The organism is Imperialibacter sp. EC-SDR9, from assembly GCF_902498805.1.
In the GTDB taxonomy this organism is placed as follows: Bacteria; Bacteroidota; Bacteroidia; order Cytophagales; family Cyclobacteriaceae; genus Imperialibacter.
The window spans coordinates 58,688-75,258 of record NZ_LR701593.1; the positions used below are offsets into that span (position 1 = coordinate 58,688).

General features: G+C 47.0%; 13 protein-coding genes. 4 read left to right on the forward strand and 9 right to left on the reverse strand.

Annotation, left to right across the window (positions count from 1 at the left end; translation table 11 throughout):
* Positions 1-10: 10 nt before the first annotated feature.
* The 4 genes from GC130_RS18655 to GC130_RS18670 all read left to right on the forward strand — a co-directional run bounded on the left by GC130_RS18655 (position 11) and on the right by GC130_RS18670 (position 3,250).
* Positions 11-529: a hypothetical protein gene (locus GC130_RS18655; RefSeq protein WP_151999864.1), complete on the forward strand. Its 519-nt coding sequence runs from the start codon at positions 11-13 to the stop codon at positions 527-529.
* Positions 530-717: 188 nt separating this feature from the next.
* On the forward strand, positions 718-1,134 hold the full coding sequence (locus GC130_RS18660) for a DoxX family protein (RefSeq protein WP_151999865.1): 417 nt from the start codon (positions 718-720) through the stop codon (positions 1,132-1,134).
* Positions 1,135-1,187: 53 nt separating this feature from the next.
* Positions 1,188-2,075, forward strand: coding sequence for a dienelactone hydrolase family protein (locus GC130_RS18665; protein WP_151999866.1), 888 nt, complete (start codon positions 1,188-1,190; stop codon positions 2,073-2,075).
* A 38-nt stretch (positions 2,076-2,113) separates the two neighbouring features.
* Positions 2,114-3,250, forward strand: coding sequence for a lactonase family protein (locus tag GC130_RS18670; RefSeq protein WP_151999867.1), 1,137 nt, complete (start codon positions 2,114-2,116; stop codon positions 3,248-3,250).
* Between the two features lie 76 nt (positions 3,251-3,326).
* On the opposite strand, the gene GC130_RS18675 is transcribed toward GC130_RS18670, so the two are convergent.
* The 9 genes from GC130_RS18675 to GC130_RS18715 form a co-directional block, all read right to left on the reverse strand.
* The gene (locus GC130_RS18675; RefSeq protein WP_151999868.1) at positions 3,327-4,367 is read right to left on the reverse strand and encodes a sugar kinase; all 1,041 of its coding nucleotides are present in this window, start codon (positions 4,365-4,367) and stop codon (positions 3,327-3,329) included.
* A 28-nt stretch (positions 4,368-4,395) separates the two neighbouring features.
* Entirely contained in the window at positions 4,396-5,511 is a 1,116-nt protein-coding gene (locus GC130_RS18680; RefSeq protein WP_226940544.1) for a bile acid:sodium symporter family protein, read from the reverse strand.
* Between the two features lie 49 nt (positions 5,512-5,560).
* Positions 5,561-6,040 (reverse strand): nuclear transport factor 2 family protein, encoded by a 480-nt coding sequence (locus GC130_RS18685; protein ID WP_151999870.1) that lies wholly within the window; start codon positions 6,038-6,040, stop codon positions 5,561-5,563.
* A 75-nt stretch (positions 6,041-6,115) separates the two neighbouring features.
* A complete protein-coding gene (locus GC130_RS18690) occupies positions 6,116-8,341 on the reverse strand; it encodes a DUF5916 domain-containing protein (RefSeq protein WP_151999871.1) in 2,226 nt (741 codons plus the stop codon).
* 115 nt (positions 8,342-8,456) lie between these two features.
* The gene (locus GC130_RS18695) at positions 8,457-9,785 is read right to left on the reverse strand and encodes a hypothetical protein (protein WP_151999872.1); all 1,329 of its coding nucleotides are present in this window, start codon (positions 9,783-9,785) and stop codon (positions 8,457-8,459) included.
* 261 nt (positions 9,786-10,046) lie between these two features.
* Positions 10,047-11,390, reverse strand: a complete 1,344-nt coding sequence (locus GC130_RS18700; RefSeq protein WP_151999873.1) for an enolase C-terminal domain-like protein — start codon at positions 11,388-11,390, stop codon at positions 10,047-10,049.
* 55 nt (positions 11,391-11,445) lie between these two features.
* Entirely contained in the window at positions 11,446-13,626 is a 2,181-nt protein-coding gene (locus GC130_RS18705; RefSeq protein ID WP_151999874.1) for a PQQ-binding-like beta-propeller repeat protein, read from the reverse strand.
* Between the two features lie 14 nt (positions 13,627-13,640).
* Positions 13,641-14,597: a hypothetical protein gene (locus tag GC130_RS18710; protein ID WP_151999875.1), complete on the reverse strand. Its 957-nt coding sequence runs from the start codon at positions 14,595-14,597 to the stop codon at positions 13,641-13,643.
* Positions 14,598-14,795: 198 nt separating this feature from the next.
* Entirely contained in the window at positions 14,796-16,547 is a 1,752-nt protein-coding gene (locus GC130_RS18715) for a RagB/SusD family nutrient uptake outer membrane protein (protein WP_151999876.1), read from the reverse strand.
* Positions 16,548-16,571 lie beyond the last annotated feature (24 nt).

The window sequence follows — 16,571 nt, forward strand, 5'->3', positions numbered from 1 at the left end:
AGCGATTGGGATGAATAGACGATTGGCCCTATTGATCGGCTTTGCGCTGGCGGCGATCCTGACATTTGGAGGCTTGCTCTACTACGCCCTTCGAACTAAGGTGACAGATGTTTCATCCTTTGAGCCTTATAGCGAAATAGTAGGCACAACTGTTGTTTTGAAACGTCCGGCAGTCATTGTCAGAAACCTTGATGCCTTTGTAAATGAGCACCCTTATTTACTAATCGAGATAGATCAGGGCCTTTTTGAAGGCACCGAAGCTATAGACACGCTGCCGATAGGTACCTCGCTGGAGATTCAAAAAGCAAAGCACTTCACAAACGGCTCCAGTGGATTCGCACATGCGTTTGTGCTCGGTTGGGTGGAATTACCTGGCAGCGGGAAAATTGTTCCGTTTGAATATGGCTGGGGTGAGCAACACATTTCACTTTATGACGAAGAGGTAGAATACTGGACGTACCCGATGGCCTTATGGCAGGAAAATGCGAATGCAAGAAAGTTCTACGTAAAGCACTCAAATTTACAGTGACGTCGACTATTGATTCAGAGAATGGTTTTCCCTTGCACCAGAAATCAAAAAACGCCATCATCAATCCACAAAAAAGGTGAAAAAAATACAGCTCGGCGTGTACCAAAACCGCCTGAAGGGTACTTACAACCAATGAACTAAATCACATCTGTTTTTAAAATTTGATATTCACCAATACACTTAAAACTATGAACCTGCTTCGCTTTGAACTACCTGCTCGTTTTCATGACTATGGATTGCTTGTGTTGCGACTTGCTTTTGGCTTCTCCCTCATGTACGGCCATGGCTGGGGCAAAATGATGCGGTTATTCGGCCCCGACGAAATTAAGTTTGCCGACCCCTTCGGCTTTGGCCCAGCCTTCACATTGAGTTTCGCAGTATTCGCTGAGGTAATCTGCGCCATATTAGTAATGGCGGGGCTATTTACAAGAGCAGCGTTGATCCCACCCTTTATCACGGTAGCAACTGCGTTCTTTACAGTTCACTTCAGTCAGGAATTTGGGCAACAGGAAAAAGTAATATTGTTCAGTTTTGCCTTTCTGGCTCTGTTTTTCACCGGCCCGGGAAAAATATCCCTTGATGCCTACCTCAAGAAGGACAACTAGACAGAAAGTTGTCTTATCAATATTTGAAATATTTACACTGAACTACATTTCACATGAAAGAGCTAAAGAAGGAAGATGTCAGCCAGGAAGTATTTGACCTTTATGATGACTACGCACATAGCCGGATTGACAGACGACAGTTTCTGAACAAACTATCCACCTATGCGATTGGTGGCGTAACGGTGATGTCTCTGATGAGCTTCCTGATGCCGGATTACAAAGGTAAAGTGCAGATACCTCAGAATGACTCCCGACTGGTATCTGATTATATCACCTATCAATCTCCAAAAGGGGGAGGAGAAATGAAAGCTCTACTAAGCCGACCAGCGAATGCAAATGGCAAGCTCCCTGGAATTATCGTTGTTCATGAAAACCGTGGGCTAAATCTGCACATTGAAGACGTAGGGAGAAGGGCTGCTCTGGCTGGCTTTGTTTCGATAGCGCCTGATGCCCTCACACCACTTGGGGGCTATCCTGGAAATGACGACGACGGTCGTGCCTTGCAAAGCAAAAGAGACCGTGATGAAATGCTGGAAGACTTCATCGCTGCCTATGAGTACCTGACTGCAAGTCCGCAGTGTACAGGTAAAATAGGGGTGGTAGGCTTTTGCTTCGGAGGAAGTATTTCAAATCTGATGGCAGTAAAAGTTCCTGGTTTGTCAGCAGCGGTTCCTTTTTATGGCGGACAGCCCCCCATCGACTTGGTTCCAAACATCAAGGCACCACTGATGTTGCACTATGCCGGTCTGGACACGAGAGTAAATGAAGGCTGGCCCGCTTACGAAGCTGCGCTTAAGGCGAACGGAAAGCCGTACAAAGCCTACATTTACCCTGATGTGAATCATGGATTTCATAACGATACCACACCGAGATATGACAAAGAAGCAGCTGAGTTGGCCTGGGAGCGGACTACAGCTTTCTTTAAAGAAAATCTACTGTAAACGACAAAAGTAGGTCTCAAATTTTATATCCAGATTCTATGATCATCAAAGCTTCAACAGGTGCAGCAGTTCTGCTCTTGACTCAATTAATGACGTTGTCGTCTACAGAAATAGCAAAACGACAGCCTATAGCGAACGGCATCTCTTTCTACGTAGGCACTTATACCCGTGGAGAAAGCAAGGGCATCTATCGATATCAGCTTCAACCTGACGGCAAGCTGAAGAGCTTCGGGCTAGCCGCTGAGTCGGAAAACCCATCATTTCTGGCAAAAAGCCTCGACGGCAAGTACTTGTTGGCGGCCAACGAAAACAGAGATGATGCAGGTGGTGGTGGCACCATTACGTCGTTTGAGATAAATGGCGAGGCTTTGTCTCTCATCGATAAAAAGCCATCAGGAGGGGCTTCGCCTTGCTTTGTAACAATCGATAAATCTGGTTATGTGTTTGCGGCCAACTATAGCAGTGGGAATGTAGGGTTGCTACGGTTAGGTTCCTCAGGCATGCTAGAAGGCCCATTGCACGTGCTGCAACACGAGGGCGAAGGATCTCACGCAAGGCAAAAGGGGCCGCATGCGCATTCTGTTTGGTTCGAGCCAAAGGGAAACACAATCATCTCAGTCGATTTTGGCACCAACGAACTCTGGTTTTCGACCCTGGATAAAGGCAATGAAAAATTGGTTCCGACAGCCCCTTACAAACTGGCGATGGCTCCGGAAGCTGGTCCACGACACATGGCTTTCCATCCCAAAGGCAGCTGGGCATATGTAGTCAATGAACTATCGTCCACAATAACTCAAATAAACAAAAATAATGTGGGGCATTACCAAATTGCCAGCTCCATTAGTACACTGCCCACCGGATATGGAGAAACCAGCAGTTGCGCCGACATCCATATTTCCGATGATGGAAAGTTCCTTTATGCCTCCAACAGGGGGCACAACAGCATAGCGATTTATCAGGTCAATTCATCGAACGGCAGCCTGACACTTGTAGGGCATGAGGGTGTGCGGGGCGACTGGCCCAGAAATTTTACGCTATCCCCCGGCGGCGACTACTTGCTTGTGGCTAATCAAAAATCTAACAATATCATTTCGTTTAAGCGTGACAAGAAGAGCGGCAAGCTGGAGTTTGTTAGTGAGATAGAGGCTCCCAGTCCTGTTTGCTTGTTGTTCTAACACAGTCTTATGATCACTGGTTAAAAAAAGGGGAATCATACGACTGACATGTGATTCCCCAACTTTGCTTTGGGCGTTACCGTGCTACTCTGCCTGAAGCATCTCCCGCCATCAACTTCTTCACCTCCTCAAGCGTTGCCAGGTTAGCATCTCCCACAATCGTGTGCTTGAGGCACGAGGCGGCCACAGCAAAATTGAGTGCATGCTGATCATCGTCCGGATAAGTGAGCAAACCATAAATGAGGCCTCCCATAAAGGAGTCTCCTCCACCTACCCTATCCACGATATGCGTAATTTGATATTCAGGGGATTTGAACATGGTCGTTCCATCATAGAGCACACCTGCCCAGGTATTGTGTGACGCAGAAATGGAGCCTCTTAGCGTGGTGATTACTTTCTTAGCATTCGGAAATTTCTTCATCATTTGCTGGCAAACCGATAGGAATGCTTCGGCCTTTACTTGCTCTCCTTGCTTGGTGATGTCCAGGCCGTCTGGCTTGATGCCGAAGTGTTTTTCGGCGTCCTCTTCGTTGCCTAAAATGATGTCGCAATAAGAGGTTAGCTCTGTCATGATTTCCTTAGGTTCAACTCCATACTTCCAAAGCTTTGCCCTATAATTCAGGTCCGTCGAGATTGTAAGGCCCATTTTGCGGGCTGTTTGCACACCCTCCAGGCAAGCATCAGCTGCACCTTGTGATATAGCCGGTGTAATACCAGTCCAGTGAAACCACCGGGCACCCGAAAATACACTCTCCCAATCAACCATGCCCTTTTTTATTTCCGCTATCGCAGAATGAGCCCGGTCGTAAACCACTTTACTGCCTCTGCTCACCGCACCGGTTTCCAGAAAGTATATGCCGAGTCGGTCTCCGCCAAAAATAATTTTATCTGTTCCAACGCCCCTTTTGCGCATCTCCATTAACGCACACTCGCCGAGGTCATTTTTTGGCAGCCGGGTAACAAAGTCTACCGGAATCCCATAATTGGCAAGTGATACAGCCACGTTTGACTCACCTCCGCCATAAACTACATCAAAACTTGTTGTCTGCGAGAACCTTAAAACTCTTGGGGTTCCAAGGCGCAACATGATCTCACCAAAGGTTACTACTTTTTTCATGGTCAATTCTTTTTCAAGATGTTATCAGTTAATTATTTGCTGGGATCTGCTCTGGTTCCTCATATCCCTTTGGGGCTCTTTTGTGCCAATAGGAAGCCAGTATAGAGCCCGTGATGTTCATGAGTGGGCCAAATACCGCCGGTGCCAGTCCCATGGTGCCAATTTTCCCAAGCGTATTGGCTATGCCTGAGGCGAGACCTCCGTTCTGCATCCCCACTTCTATGGCTATTGTTCTTGAGTCCTGTTCGTTAAGCTTTAGCAGCTTTGCATAAAAATACCCAAGCGTATACCCAAATAAATTGTGAATAAGCACAAGCACCATCAATATTCCACCGATATCGAGAAGGCTATCCCGGCCTGCCGCTGTAATAATCACAATGATGACCCCAATCGCCAGCATGGAAAGCAACGGCATTAATTTGTCCATCCATTTAGTTTTGTCACCCAACAATTTGTTAAAAAGCAGGCCAGCTCCTATCGGAAGAATGATCATCTTCACAATGCTCCACATCATCGCAAGCACCTCAATTTCGATAAATTCACCAGCAAGCAACTTCATCATCAGTGGCGTAGTAAATGGTGCCAGCAGCGTTGCGATGGATGTAATGGTAATAGAAAGTGCCAGGTTGGCCTTCGCAAGGTAGGCCATCACATTGGACGCTACTCCGCTGGGTGAGCACCCAATGAGCACTATTCCGGCGGCAATTTCAGGAGGAAAGTTGCTGAGCTTGGCCAGCGTGAAGCCAATTAAAGGCATGATCAACAATTGCGCACTTACACCGACTACCACACCTTTCGGGGACTTAAAAATGGAACCGAAATCACCAAGACTCATAGAAGTACCCATGCCAAACATGATAATCTGAATCAGTGGTATGATCAGGTTGGTGAGTTTGAAACCTTCTATTACCAGAAAATACTCTGGGTAATATAAGGCTATGGTTACACCGGCAAAGATCATAGTGGTAAACACATAGCCTCTCAGCTGCTCGTGGCCACTAAAGCCGAAAGCAAGCAATGTAAAAAACGCTATAATGAGTGAGCCAGCCTGCGACAGCCCACCGGTGAATATGATAAAGAGTATCAGTAAAAGAAGAAGCAAAGTAGCCCCGAGGGCTGTTGAGTAGATGTTGAATTTTTTCAAAACTTCGTGTTTAGGGTGAATTATTGATTTACCGTGGCGGCCTGGCCCGTCATAACTTAAAAGCCTGGCGCAAGACCAGGCGAAGATGGCCGTTAGGGTACAACTTGTAAAGCTGTGCGTTGCCAATGCGCACATCAACCGTGTCTCCGTTGTTGAGTCCCTTGGCCTGAAAGACATGCCTTACAATTGCCATGTCTTCAGTAGTGGTTATTTTTTGGTTTTCTGTTTCAATAGACAGAAACCTAAATGGCCCCTTCACCACATCGTCAATGAAGGTTTGTTTGCTTTGAACAGCACCACTCGAATGCCCGTAACTAAGCTCTGCTGCACATATGCTTATCAACGTCTTTCGGTCTCTGTTAAGCAGGGCCATGTTCAGGCTATCAACAGTCAGTTTCACCAGGTCAGCATTAATCTTCTGGCCAGGGGCGTCACCTGCTTCCCGTACAGCTGACTGACTGTTTTGCTCGCCGCAACTTAACAAAACGACAAGGAGAGTAAATATTAAACTGTATAAGGCTTTTTCCATTCTATAAGATGTTTTTGTGACTTATTAAAGAAGATGAAATGTGATACCAATGACAGCCTCCGTGCATAGTGCTTATTATAAATTGAACATGTAATTGAGCTTAAGAAGAATGGCTCTGTTTCGGTTATTTTGAAGAAACGGCGACGTAGTATAGTTGTCGCTGTACACAAGAAAAATATCCGACATGGTACTGTAGCGCCACTGTAGCCTGCTGTTCACATTGAAATTCTCCCGCTGTGTATTGTATTGCAAGAAAGTCGTCCAAAATACCTTCGTGCTAAAATTGACTTCAGCTCGGGCGTTTACCAGCCTGAGGTTTGACTCCCCGTATGGATCAGGCAGTTTGAGATTGTTTTGTTCCCAGCCCACGGAAAAGGTACCCCAGGGCTGCCTCCTGTAGTTCAGCTGAAGCAAGTACCTCGTTAGGCTGCCATTGTAGTACTGCCCCACACCTACTTCAGTTTGCCAAGAGAATAATTTCCTGGCATCGGACTGGTAGGTGACGTTGAACCGTCCGTAGTCGAATGAGCCCGGCATCAGCGGAGCGGCATCGGTAAAGTCTGTAGGAAATCTTAGGTTGGTCTTAAGCAACTGAGGTTGTAGCTGGAGTTCGGCCGTGTTTTGGAATTTGATCTTATAGTCAATCCTGTTCTCCAGGTCGCTGATGGTGCCGTCCGGATAAAGATCGTTATAGGTTCTCAACTCTATGTCGTGCGCCACTATCTTGCTGCCCTTTGCCGGACGAAACACATAGCCGAACCTGCCATAAATTCGCTCCCAACCGAGATGAATCAGTGTATCTCTCACAGCATCGTAGTTTTCAAGTCGGGGGAAAAAGCCCATATCGGCGAAGTAGTCGGACGATATGTTCCAGTAATTTATGCGTGCCTTCCATTTTCTTCCCGCATATTCAATACCCAGGTTCGTAAACGACCCATAACCAGCGTCAGGCTTCGCTGAAAGGTGATAAGCCGCAAAATAATTCCAGGTGCCAGAGTTGTTCAGGTAGTTAAACTCCAATCCGGTATTTCTCCCATAATTATTCGCATGCCAACCATCCTCTTGTGTGTAAGCCTGGCGATTTGTAACGTAGCCTCTCAAAACTGAGCGACTCCAAATTCTCTGATTAAAAACGGCTATGGAATAGTTTTGTCCTGGCAAGGTATCATTTGATTTGGTTTGAAGATGCAACAGACCAATCCTGGTGTTGGGAGTCACATTTCCACTCATTCGGGCTCCGTAGTTAATTGCAACCGGTCTGTTGTCCATGTCGAGTCCCATTCGTCTGGTAAAAATGGGCTTGGCGTCGTTGGGGCCAAACTCGGTAAAGAGGTCATTGTTTTCGAGAAAAAAACCACGTTTTTCAGGAAACCTGAGATTGAATCTTGTAAGGTTCGTTTGCTGCACATCCACATCAACTGTCGAAAAATCGGGATTAACCGTAAGGTCCAGGTTGAGTGAAGAAGTGAGTGCAATTTTCGCATCTCCTCCCACACGCACGCTCGTCTCAGAGCGAGGCGATTCGGCCTCGTTATCTCTTGTTACGCCGCCTGTAACATAGGGCAGCACGGAGATATTGGTGCCATTTTTTGTCGGGGCAATGTCCCATTTCAGATCACCAGTGTACCCCAGATCATAAAGTTCAAAATTAACAGGCAACGGAGTCCAGCTATACTTTTGATTCCTCGACATATCATTGCGAAAGAAATTGACGCCCCAGGTACTGTTTTGGCTGTTGAACCGCAGGGTTTTGAATGGGATCGCCATCTCAACAACATACCTGTCCGGGTGGCGGGTAACGGCAGAGTACCACCGGTTGTCCCAGCTAAAAGTCATCCTGTCGGGTTGGGTAGCATTGGGCCCAAGCAGCTCTTCCGTCTGCACATTGTAGGGACTCACACCAAAAAGAAAGCCATTGGTATTGCTATTTACCGGGTCGATAATTATTCCAAAGGCATCACTGGTGAAAAGTCCGTTGTCTCTCTTTAAAGTTTGAACAACATAATCCTCCACATCATAGCAAATAGCAGCGATGTATAAGTTATCGGCATCATAAGTCATTCTAACTTCAGTGCGGACATCCGTCTTTATGTTATCCTTGGGGTATTGCTGCCAGAAATCACTCGCAACGTTTGGCGTAGACCATGAGTCCTCATCTAGCATACCATCAACTTTAATCGGATCATTATTCCTTTTTATCCGCAGTTGATAGCTTGACAAATCACCCTGTAACTGCCTCGCCGACAATGGGGAGATTGAAATAATGGCAACAACGAATAGAAAAAGGGTCAGGTATCTCATTTCTCAATGATTTCTATATTTTTTGTGAATGAATAGAGCATAGAACCCCTTGGCTCTGCCTTTTGGCTAAGCCCCCTACGCCCTATTCAAGAAATGAAGTCGCTACGGTAAGATGCTAGTTGGCTTTTTGGTTGAGCGCAATGTATTCGTCCATTAGCTGAACAAATGCATCTATGATGGCAGGCTCAGCACAGCCTGGCTTCAAACTATTGCCAAGGGCCTTTTCCGACGGCATCAGGTAAGCTGCATCGGTAGGTATATATCCAACAGCATTTGCCATTACTGTCACCATCATCGTCCTGTCAAATCGTGAGGTTTCCTTCAGGTGCATCCCAATTTCGGTAAACACTTCAGCAGCTACTCCGGCCAGTGCGATATCGTTGATCATCAACAAGTGTAATGGAATAGTTACCGGGTCTCCATCAACCATTTCGACCTTAGTTGGTGCGAGGTACCCACCTCTTGGCTCTTCAGGGTTTCTTGGATATTTCCTTTCCTGCCCTTCACAGGTTACTGAGGTTTTTTTACTCCAGATTTGCACTGTTTGATCAGTATTTTTAATCGATTTAACGAGTCGAACAATCTCTTCTCCCAGTCTCCTGGCCTGCACATCAAGTATGGCATATCCCCCAATACCTTCGTCCTGTGTGTCTGGATGATCCTGGTTGTAGGTCGACATAAACATAGGGTTTTGATCCCCAGCTGCACCACTTGTCCAAACTGTCACAGCGTTTTTGAAGTGCCTGTCAACATATTTAGCAGTTGCCCCCGGCAGGTCGGCCGAGATCTCTGGAAGTCCATCCTTAGTTGTAGCCCGATACATCACCACTGCATGCACAGCGTAGTTGGCATAAATGGCAATTGGTTCGCCCGAAAGCGTAGTAAATGAAACAACAGCCACCGTCTTGTCGGAAGGACCGTCCGGGTTATAGCCCATGTGGTAGCCTTCACCAATTTTCTCGTCCCGGTTGGTATTGATATAGGCTTTACCTTTTGCAAATCCCACTTTAGCAGGCTGTATATTAGCATTGGCTGCATTAATAGATTTTATCGTGGCATTCTTAATGATGTTGTAGTACTCATCAGCATAATCATTTGCTGGCAGTTGTATGGTGTTATGATCATGTGTAGCCGCTATGAACAAATCCTCTTGCGGAATCTTTGTGCCAGATGCCACTTCCTGAATAAAGCGGGCGCCGCCGGGCACTTTGCTTATGTCCATAGACACCAACGCCACTTTTTTGAATCCATTATCTATTACAATGGAGCGAACAAGCAGCGAATCGTGAATGCCACTAAACCTCCGAAACTGATCGGCAGAAGCGGTGAAAATGCTTGCTGGCGGGTTCATTATTTCTCTGGCCGCACCTACCTTCAGTGCACCCGACGGTATTCCCTGTCCTCTTACCACACCAACTGCCGCTGACAGCAGTATAATTAGCATAACTATTTTTGATGTTTTCATTTCTCTTGATGATCTGATTTGTTCAATAAAGCTTTCCTATTTTTTCCTTGATTACATACAGCTGACCATGGATCGGCTATGATTATTTTAAATATTGCACTTAACGGTTTGTTGCCTCAAAGACATGTTCCTCCCCCGTCGTTATTTAAAAAGCTTGAAAAAAGTGCGCCAAGGCTGGCGCACCTTTCCACCTACTTAAACAATGTATAAAACCTACAAAATCAATGTCTTATGTGAGCCCTACGGCCTTATGATGGTACCGTCAGCGTTTCGTATCTGATTATAGCCCCTTAGCCTGATAGGATATTTAGCAGCCAGCTTCTCATCAATGTCCACCCCGATACCCGGCTTGTCGTTCAGGTGCATATAACCATTTGTGGTCGTCGGAGATCCGGGGAACACTTCCTGTTCTGCCTCTGGAAATATCCGGCCTTCCTGAACGCCAAAGTTCCAGATGGCCATGTCCACATGCGCATGGGCTGCATGACCAACTGGTGACACATCGCCAGGGCCGTGCCAGGCGGTACGAACACCGAAGAATTCACCCAATCTGGCGATTTTCATGGCAGGAGTAATACCGCCGATCTGCGACACGTGGCACCTGATATAATCAAAATAGCGATTGGCGATAGGATCCAGAAATTCGTTGATATTATTAAAGAGCTCTCCCATTGAGATAGGCACATTGGTGCTTTCTCTGAGCTGTGGCCACCAGCCCTGGTTTTCGGGAGACAAAGGATCCTCCATGAAGAAGGGCCTGTATTGCTCCACCGAGTTGATGAGTTGAATCGCCTCCATGGGCTGGATCTTCTCATGAATGTCATGCATGAGATCAATCTCGTCACCACATTGCTTTCTTACTGTGTCAAAAAGCTCTATTACCGATTTGATGTATTTCTGAGGATGGAAGTAGCGATCTCCCGCATAGCCATATCCCGCCTTTTTAAAGTCTGGAACGTAAGAATCGTCAGTCAATGATGGAGAGCTCATTCGAACGTACTGATAGCCCTCTTCCTTAAAACGATTGACGTTATCGGCCACTTCCTGAATGGATCCCCCCGTGCGGGCATAAACTGGAATGGCAAAGCGTGACTTACCGCCGAGCAGCTGATATACAGGCATACCTGCTCTTTTCCCTTTGATGTCCCAAAGTGCCTGATCAAGGCCGCTCAACACGTTGTTCAGCACCGGGCCATTGCGCCAATAGGAGTCGATGTAGAACGAGTTCCACATGTCCTCTATATTATCTACATCCTTACCCTTGCAAAACGGGGCGAGGTAGTCATTAATGGCAGTAACCACCACTGACGCACGCTGTGTGAATGTGGAGCAGCCCAAACCATATAACCCGGGTTCGCTAGTCTCAACTTTAACCACAATGAGATTGGCGTTGCTTGGCGAGGTAGCAATCGCCTTTACGTTCTTGATCGTGACTGGTGCGGTGCCCTTTGCGTACGCTGGCGTTTCTTTGTCTTTCGCATTGGCGCTGCTAAAACCAAAGAGCCCAAGGGTACCGGCTGCCGATCCAATTCCCAACGTCCGGAGGACATTTCTACGGCTTTCTATATTTTCATTTTTTTTCATGGTATTAGTGTTTAAGTGTATGTTCTGGTCTTATTTTAAGTCAACTAGATTGTGATCAATCGGGAAGTTTGAAGGCCACATAGTAGTCACCGGCTTTTTGCCCTCTTGCTCCACCTGCGGCAATGGCCACATACTGCTTGCCATCCACTTCATAAATAGCTGGTGTAGCAAAACCCGCAGCTGGCAGTTGATATTCCCACACCACTTTCCCCGTGTTTTTATCAAAGGCTCTGATTCTTTCGTCTTTGGTACCAGCGATAAAGACGAGGCCTCCGGCAGTGACCACCGGGCCGCCGTAGCTTTCTGTGCCGGTTATTGAAATACCCTTCTCTGTCAACTCCGGAAATTCTCCCAGAGGAACCGTCCACAGGTAGTCCCCTGTATTGAGGTCAATGGCGTTAAGCGTCCCCCACGGAGGCTTGATTCCGGGATAACCCTGCTCATCAAAAAGCTTCGTCCAGGCCTTTTTGACGTAGGCCGGCTGAAAGCCAAACGCATTCTGTGTCAATGATGGCTGTGGCTCGCTTCGCTCGTCTGCTGTGCCATCTCCCTGCGTTTTTGTTTCTTCCAGCAAGTAGCTGACAATTGTCTTCCGATCCCTTTCTGCCAGGTGTTGGAAAGACGGCATTCTACCTATGCCGCCCCCAAGGATGTTTAGTAGCTGAGTGCTATTGTATTGATTCTTAACATTGCTTATGTCGGGAAAATCGGTTCCATTACCCTTCTTGTCCTTGCCATGGCATGCTGCACAATTGAGCGAAAACAGTTGCTCACCTGACAATACCTCATCACCAGCGTCCCCTTGCTGGATATTTTCAGTCATCTCAAGAATCCACGGGTTGTCGTTGGCATTTTGGTATAATATTCCGTCGGGGTCGATTGCATTTCCACCCCACTCTGCTCCGCCACTATAGCCGAACAATAGCGTTCCTTCTTTGCTTGGAGGAGCGAACTTATTATCCGTTTTATATCTCTCATATATTTGCCTGGTATAGGCTTCTGCTTCGGGCGAAATGTCGGAAATATCATCCTCGGTATACACCTGCCTTGAGAATGGAGCTGGCTTCAATGGAAACTTTTGGGTGGGCCATGGTGACTCCCCGGGTAAGCCATTGGTTGGCACCGGTCTTTCCTCTACCGGAAATACCGACTCCCCTGTTTTGCTATTGAGCACATACACCATCCCATCTTTCGTCGCCTGAACAACCACCTCAAGCTTTCGCCCGTTGTGCTCAATGGTAGCAAGATTTGGTTGCAGTGGATGATCTCTGTCCCAGAGGTCGTGGCTGATGGTTTGGTAGTACCAAACGAGGCTGCCGTCGCTCGCATTCAAAGCCACTATACTGTTGGCAAAGAGATTTTGTCCTGCTCTGCTTCCACCATAGAAGTCCGCTGCAGGCGAACCAGTACCAAAAAACACCACTCCATTTTTCTCATCCAGGATCATTCCAGACCAGGTGTTTGCGCCACCAACTTCCTTGTAGGCACCCTCAGGCCATGTTTCGTAACCAACCTCTCCGGGATGTGGAATGGTGTGAAACACCCATTCCAGCTCTCCGGTGACAACATTGAATGCCCGCACGTGGCCAGGAGCACCATCGCCGGCTTCAGACACAGCTGAGCCGATCACAAGCGTATTTTTGTAAATCACACCTGGTGAAGTAGCCCTTACTCGTGTTTTTGTGATATCGGCGTCGATACCGTCCGAAAGCCCCTGCCTAAGATCAACCACCCCGTCGTTTCCAAAACCAGGAATCAGTTTACCAGTGGCAGCGTTTACCGCATACAGATTTGATTCGACGGTATACAAAATGCGCTTGTCGTTTCCATTCTCCCAGTACATGACACCACGGTTGCGAAAGCCCTCTTCAGGTGGCGAAAACTTCCAAAGCTCTTCCCCGGTTGCCGCATTGACAGCAAATAGCTGGAGAAGCGGCGTTGTCGCATACAGCACACCATCGATCACAATCGGCTGACACTGGATTTCCCGTACTCTGGCGCTGCTCCCCGGCTCTTGTGGTTCTCTCGCTTTGTACATCCACGCCACTTCAAGTTGGCTTACATTCTCAATAGTAATTTGATCGAGCGGTGAATACCTGTTTCCGGCATTATTACCCCCGTAAACAGGCCAGTTCACACCTGTATCAAACCTTGAGACTGTTTTATCTGACTCGCTCTGCTGGCAACCAGATACAAATGCCAACAGTATGGCAAGACTTTTAAGTCTAAATTTCATCTTTAGCATGTCAATCAAAGTGTGTAGTAATCGTAAGTAATTGTCCATGAAAATGACTCCGACGCAGCTACTTTGACGCTGATATAGGGCTCCGGACAAACCGTTTTCATAGCTGACCAAAAAATCAACCTCGATAGCGGCCTATCGCAGGTAATTCTGACTCCGGCACCGGTTTTTCTGTTCTCTATCGCTATATCATAGTCCGACGCAGAGCCGCCATAACCACCAATCGAGCGAAGTCGGGCATGGTCGTTTTTGCCCAACACCCCCGTGTAGCTAACTTCCCCACCACTCACCTCGGCAAAGTCGCCAAGCCCACTTGCATCCCCTTCCACCTCAAAGGGGAATCGAATGAGGAAACCAGGACCTACGGTGGCATTGTCGATGACAAAAAAGTTGTGATCAAACACCTGCGTATCGATGACCTGACCTCCCTTATTCGTCAGTGTGTGGTCAATTATCATTTTGTTTCCACTTAGCCTTACAACTTTTTTGTAGCTGTAGCTATAATCCTCACTTACTAAATCGTGGACGAATTCTACCTTGTCAGCACTGTGCTTAATACTCCATATACCATGGTCAATAATTTTGTAAGGTTTTGAAAAATGGTAAGGGGCGGTGTCCAGCCTTTCCAGCACTCCTATTCCAACCTTGACAAACGTCTGGCCTACTTTGGCCTGGTCGTATCCCAGCGGGTCAAAAGCCTCCACAGGGCCGGTTATTGCATCGTGTAAAAAGGGGTCGTACTTCTCGAACCATTGCCCGAAGTAGCTGTGTCCTTTGTAGTTAAGTTGTGAAACCACGCCTGACCAGTCAAACCTTGCTCCCCTGTAGTAACCATTTACAGCATCGGGCAAGTAGATTTCTGCACTTATAGTTCCGTTAGAAATTTTTGCTTTTGGGACTTCCTGAGCCCTTGTAGGAACATACCAAATCACCAAAAGGGTCGCAGTCAAAAATGCTTTATTCATAACATTTATCGTTCGTAACAGGTAATAGTTATCCAGCCCAGCCATTTCGAAAAAGGGTGTTGTCAACTTTGTGTCAAAAAACTTTAATTTATTTCAGTACACCTGGCTCATTGATTCGGTAAAGAAAGCGGGCCAAAGCAGTTGTGAGTCTGCACATTTTCCTGCAGCTTCTTTCCACTGCTTTAGCCCATTTTCTATTTAGTAGCCGGGGTTTTGATCGGAGAAATTAATAGCGACATTGTTCTCAATCTCCAGCGTAGGAATTGGCTGAGCGTAGTCAGTATCTTCCCAGTTGATCGTACCTCCCCGTACGGTCTGATAAATAGCTGCCTCTGCGCTACCGTTTTTCCACCTTCTGGTGTCAGTCCATTTTTGTCCCTCACCAAAAAGCTCCACAAAGCGCTCGTATCTCAGCACATTGTTGCCGAGTTCAGGGTCGCCAACAGCTTTAGTAGCATCGGTGAGCGTGACATAATCGCTAGGATGGGGTACATCCACAGGAAGGTTGTAGGCACGTCTGTGCACCTTGTTGATGTACTCAAGACCAGTAGCGATATCGCCAGTTTCAATCGAGGCTTCGGCATAGAGTAAGTATACATCGGCCAGGCGAAGAAGATAGAAATTGGCTCCACTATCTCTGATAAGCCTTTGCCTCTCAGTTACATTTACATACTTGCGGAAGCTCCAGGCAGGTCTGTTCACCTCAACACCATCGGCAAAATGTGAGATGGCAGTCTTTTTGCCATCAGCCATAATTGAATCAGCGTAGGGCTGAAATCCGGCAATATATAATCTCGGATCAACCGGGCTGTTCAGTGGGTCAGCACGAAGTGCCAAGGCCTCAGTCACATACCCAGGTCTTACGTTAGATGCCCGTGGTTCCACCACGCCATCCTGAAAATAGTGATCTTGCGTAAAACCAAAGCGAGCCAGGTTCTTCTCATGAATAAACTCATTGGACCAGCTTGAGGCCAAAGGAAGGTCGTTGATGACGATAGACGGTGCCACTATGCTGGCATACCACGATCCCAGCGACGTCTCATCATTTGATCTACCCACGTTATCATCCTCAAGGGCTATTTCAATAAGTGATTCGGAATTGAATTCATTGGCCGGGTCAGAGTTGTACATGTTCTTATAAACATTGAATGGAACGAGTGACTTGCCGCTGTTGTCAATCACATCCTTCAGGTAACCTTTTGCTGTTTCCCAGTCGCCTGTCAAAGCATACACCTTTCCAAGCAGGCCCTTTAGTCCCCACTGATTTATCTTAAAACGATCCGCACCTGACCAGGTAGTAGTGCCCATCAATGCAAGTGATTTCTGAAGATCGTCCTTGATCTGATCCCACACTTCTCCCACTGAAGCCCTGCCAACAAATGTTTCAGAAACGCTGTTAGCGGTTTTTAAAACGATCGGCACGCCCATGGCATCACGTCCTTGTCCGTTGATGATCATGTCCTCACCAAAAATGATGATCAGGTTATAGTAGAACCATGCACGCAGATAAAGTGCCTGTCCCTCAAATTTATCCAGTTGATCGCCCGTGACGGCCGTCGCTGGCTTTACCTCGCCCGACCGAAATCCTTCCACGGATTCCAGGAGGCTGTTGGCACGAATAACACCCTTATAGGAATCCTTCCAAATATCTTTCAGAAATTCGTCGGACGGCCTGGTGTCATTTTGTGCCTGGTTGATCCAGGTTTGGGTTCCCTGCCACGCCAGGTTCATAGTATGATCCCAGCCATGATATCCCTTAGCTAAAATAGTGTGGCCATACAATCCATAACCATGTTGGGTACCATAAACCCCAATTAAGATCGATTCCAGGTCGGCAGCCGATGTTGGAAAAGCAGAAGGCGTCAAGGCGTTCGGGTTGTCTACAGACAAAAACTCTTCTGAACAGCCCATCAAAAACGCAAACGATAGTATTACAATATATTTTTTCATGATTTTCTACATTTAGTCTTCGTG

What these genes read in the sequence shown, in the direction of transcription:
- GC130_RS18655 (WP_151999864.1), top strand. Translation starts at nt 11, where the DNA reads ATGAATAGACGATTGGCCCTATTGATCGGCTTTGCGCTGGCGGCGATC.
- GC130_RS18660 (WP_151999865.1), top strand. Translation starts at nt 718, where the DNA reads ATGAACCTGCTTCGCTTTGAACTACCTGCTCGTTTTCATGACTATGGA.
- GC130_RS18665 (WP_151999866.1), top strand. Translation starts at nt 1,188, where the DNA reads ATGAAAGAGCTAAAGAAGGAAGATGTCAGCCAGGAAGTATTTGACCTT.
- GC130_RS18670 (WP_151999867.1), top strand. Translation starts at nt 2,114, where the DNA reads ATGATCATCAAAGCTTCAACAGGTGCAGCAGTTCTGCTCTTGACTCAA.
- GC130_RS18675 (WP_151999868.1), bottom strand. Translation starts at nt 4,367, where the DNA reads ATGAAAAAAGTAGTAACCTTTGGTGAGATCATGTTGCGCCTTGGAACC.
- GC130_RS18685 (WP_151999870.1), bottom strand. Translation starts at nt 6,040, where the DNA reads ATGGAAAAAGCCTTATACAGTTTAATATTTACTCTCCTTGTCGTTTTG.
- GC130_RS18690 (WP_151999871.1), bottom strand. Translation starts at nt 8,341, where the DNA reads ATGAGATACCTGACCCTTTTTCTATTCGTTGTTGCCATTATTTCAATC.
- GC130_RS18695 (WP_151999872.1), bottom strand. Translation starts at nt 9,785, where the DNA reads ATGCTAATTATACTGCTGTCAGCGGCAGTTGGTGTGGTAAGAGGACAG.
- GC130_RS18700 (WP_151999873.1), bottom strand. Translation starts at nt 11,390, where the DNA reads ATGAAAAAAAATGAAAATATAGAAAGCCGTAGAAATGTCCTCCGGACG.
- GC130_RS18705 (WP_151999874.1), bottom strand. Translation starts at nt 13,626, where the DNA reads ATGAAATTTAGACTTAAAAGTCTTGCCATACTGTTGGCATTTGTATCT.
- GC130_RS18710 (WP_151999875.1), bottom strand. Translation starts at nt 14,597, where the DNA reads ATGAATAAAGCATTTTTGACTGCGACCCTTTTGGTGATTTGGTATGTT.
- GC130_RS18715 (WP_151999876.1), bottom strand. Translation starts at nt 16,547, where the DNA reads ATGAAAAAATATATTGTAATACTATCGTTTGCGTTTTTGATGGGCTGT.